Source organism: Leuconostoc fallax KCTC 3537 (genome assembly GCF_000165675.1).
Classification (GTDB): domain Bacteria; phylum Bacillota; class Bacilli; order Lactobacillales; family Lactobacillaceae; genus Leuconostoc_B; species Leuconostoc_B fallax.
Genome location: NZ_AEIZ01000030.1, coordinates 1 through 3,305 on the forward strand (window position 1 = coordinate 1; position 3,305 = coordinate 3,305).

General features: G+C 37.7%; 1 protein-coding gene and 1 pseudogene. Both read left to right on the forward strand.

Going from position 1 to position 3,305, the window contains the following annotated elements; genetic code table 11:
* Positions 1 to 50: 50 nt before the first annotated feature.
* Positions 51 to 707, forward strand: a complete 657-nt coding sequence (locus tag LEUFL_RS0108775; RefSeq protein ID WP_010008895.1) for a replication protein — start codon at positions 51 to 53, stop codon at positions 705 to 707.
* 815 nt (positions 708 to 1,522) lie between these two features.
* Positions 1,523 to 2,607 (forward strand): annotated as a pseudogene (mobV, locus tag LEUFL_RS13590) (MobV family relaxase).
* Positions 2,608 to 3,305 lie beyond the last annotated feature (698 nt).

Consider the following 3,305-nt stretch of genomic DNA (forward strand, 5'->3'; position numbering starts at 1 on the left):
CGCCCTGTGCATAGGACGCAATCTAAAAGTCTGTGAGGTAATTATAACATATGAAAAGTGAATCTAAAATCGATTGGACGGTACCTCGTCCGAATAAAAATCCCAAAACAAAACAGCCTTATAAACGTGGTCGTAATTGGGGTATTGTTGTTTATCCTGAAAGTCTTCCTGAAAATTGGAAAGATATTATCAGGCAAGAGCCTATTGCTGTCAGTCCCTTACATGATAAAGATGTTAACCCTGATGGAGAAAAGAAAAAATCTCACTATCATCTTGTTTTGAACTATAAAGGGAACAAATCTTTTGAACAAATTGATGAAATTGCTAGGTCTTTAAGGGCGCCTGCTCCTCAAAGAATTAGTAGTTTAACTGGCGCTGTTAGGTACTTGACACATATGGATAATCCTGAAAAATATCAGTATGATAATGCTGATATTGAGACCTTTGGAGGCTTTGATTTAGAGAGTTGCTTAGCTCTTTCTACTGGCGATAAGCGCCAAGCCTTACGTGACATGTTGGCTTTTATTTCTGAAAATGAAATTATGCATTTAAAAGACTTTGCAGATTATTGCATGTCTGAGGAAGCACCAGCTGGCTGGTTCGAACTTCTAACTGAAAGAAATACGCTTTTTATTAAAGAATATATCAAGTCAAATTGGCAGAAACAACAGTATGCTAGTAAAAACATCAATAAAATGTCGGATTAAAATTTTATTGATGTTGTTGCTATATTATTATTGTCAGGTTCACTAATTGCATTCATTATTGCTTTTGCCATTCTAAGAAAGGGGCGTAATACTAATGACCATTAAATGTAGTATTTGTGGTAAAGAATTAAAAACCTGGGATGAAGCTTTTTTCAAGATCAGCATACCACCACGTTCATTTACAGAGATACGAAAGTTTTTAAAAGAAAACTCCGTCATTTATTGCAAGGATTGTATAAAAAAATATCTTAATTGGTAGATTGCAAATTTAATCCGAATTTTTTGACAAATTGGTTAGCATGACCTGATAAGGTGTTTGCCAGTTAAGTATTTTTCCCGATATCTGGTTAACTTTGATCACATTAGTGATCAAAATTCATTTCTTTAGCCCCATCAAACGATCAGTTTGCTTTATGAAAGTGACCGCTTGATGGGGCTTTTTCGTTTACCTTTTGTCAAAAGGTAAGGTGTGACGAGCTTGACTTTGGGCGGCGTTGTGCGAAGCGCAATCGACACGATTTTGACTTTGAGGGGAGTCATGCGACTTTAAATAGAATTATTGATTAATAAAAGCCCCCTGACAAAAGTCGAAGGGGGTTTTTATTTTAGTTTGAGGTTTGCATACCTACTTAAAAAAGTAGGGCAGCAAAACGTCAAACAGGTATCAGCTAATTGCACCATAGGGTGCGCTGATACTCGGCTCAAAAGAGCCGACAGAGCCGTCTGCAAGACCCCTCGGCGAGCCCATCTTTACGAAGTAAAGTATAGTGGGTTATACTTTACTTGGAAGATAACTCCGAAATGAGGTGCATACAATGAGTTTTGCAGTGGCTAGAATGACGAAATTAAAAGCTGATAATTTAGTCGGCATTGGCAATCATGACCAACGGAAAACGACTAATCACAGCAACGAAGATATTGATGTTTCCCGCTCTCATCTGAATTATGATTTAGTGGCTGGGCGCACTGATAACTTTAAAACGGATATTGAAGCCTATATCAACGAAAACAAAGCGAGTAAGCGGGCAGTTCGCAAAGACGCTGTTTTAGTCAATGAATGGATTATAACCAGTGACAAAGATTTTTTTGAGCAATTAGATGAAGCCGAAACCCGTAAATATTTTGAAACAGCCAAACAATATTTTGCAGATAACTATGGTGACGAAAATATTCGCTATGCAGTTGTTCATATGGACGAGAAGACCCCTCACATGCATATGGGCATTGTGCCCTTTGATGATGATAAAAAGCTCTCAGCTAAGCGTATATTTAATCGTGAAGCCTTACAGCACATTCAAGAGGAATTACCACAGTACCTCAAAGAAAATGGCTTTGATGTTCAACGTGGTAACAAAAATAAAGAGCGTAAGAATTTATCAGTACCCGAATACAAAGTTATGCGGGAAGAATTGAAAAAATAGAGACCGAAAAACAAGAGATACAAGCAAAGCTTGCAGATACTAAAAAACAGCTTGATGAAATCAGACCACGGGATACCAAGAAAATTGCTAGTAAACCCACCTTGATGAATAAAAATAAAGTCACGGTTGATAAATATGATCTCGCTGATTTGGAACAAAGGGCGGTGACTAGCGACGCTTATAACTTTGAAAAAATTCATCTGGAAGTAGAAAATCATAGTTTACGTAATGATTTGAGTGAAGCCAAGGGCCGCAACTATGAACTGAAAAAAGAAAATGAGCGATTGCAAAAACTAGTAGGAACGCTTCAAGGCATTATACGAAATGTTGATGAGTTTCTACACAAAAAACTAGGTATTAATTTACCTGAAAAGTGGCTAGAGCGTGCAGGACTAAAAGAACCGTCTAAAAAAGCCCCTGAAATCTCACAGGAACTCGACAGACATAAATCTGATGAATTAGGCGGTCCACATCTTTAAAACACTTATATGGGCTTAAAATGGCGTTTAAGAGCTTAATTTAACATCTCACTAGATTGAACGTAGTTAACTTTGTGTCTGTCAACGGTAAATCGAATTAAAGGGGCTTGCTGCTTTAGCAGTTAGCCCCTTTTTGAGGCTTTAAGGAGTTGATAGACTAGCGGATAAAAAACACTTTTGCGCATGCAAAGAAAAGCACACCTGCTTTTTTGCCTGCCCCACGGCGAGTGCGGGGTGAGTTTGAGCGGGTGCTCCCGCTCATTTATGGGGTCAAGCTGACACAGCTTGCGGGTTTGGGCAGAGCCCATATTTTGGTTTGGTTTGAGTGGGATAAAAAATTGGGCGAAAAACATGGGGGTACTACGACACCCCCCATGTGTCCATTGTCCATTAAACAGAATACTTTTTTCAAGAAACCTTTTAGGTTAGGGGTTTTCGGGAGGTTTTGAGATTTTATAAAAAATGTTGTATTTCTAACGTATGTATAATATAATGATGGAATAGAGATAAAAATAGTAAGAAAGAAGGTTTTTTGATGGTTGAAGTTGAAAAGAAAAAATTACTTTGTCTATACCTGTTGAAACTAATGGAAAGCTGGAAGAATTGGCCCAGAAATATGGCATGACTAAATCTGGATTGGTTAATTTTTTGGTTAATCAGGTTGCAGAAGCTGGAACTATTTATAGGCAATAAAAAAG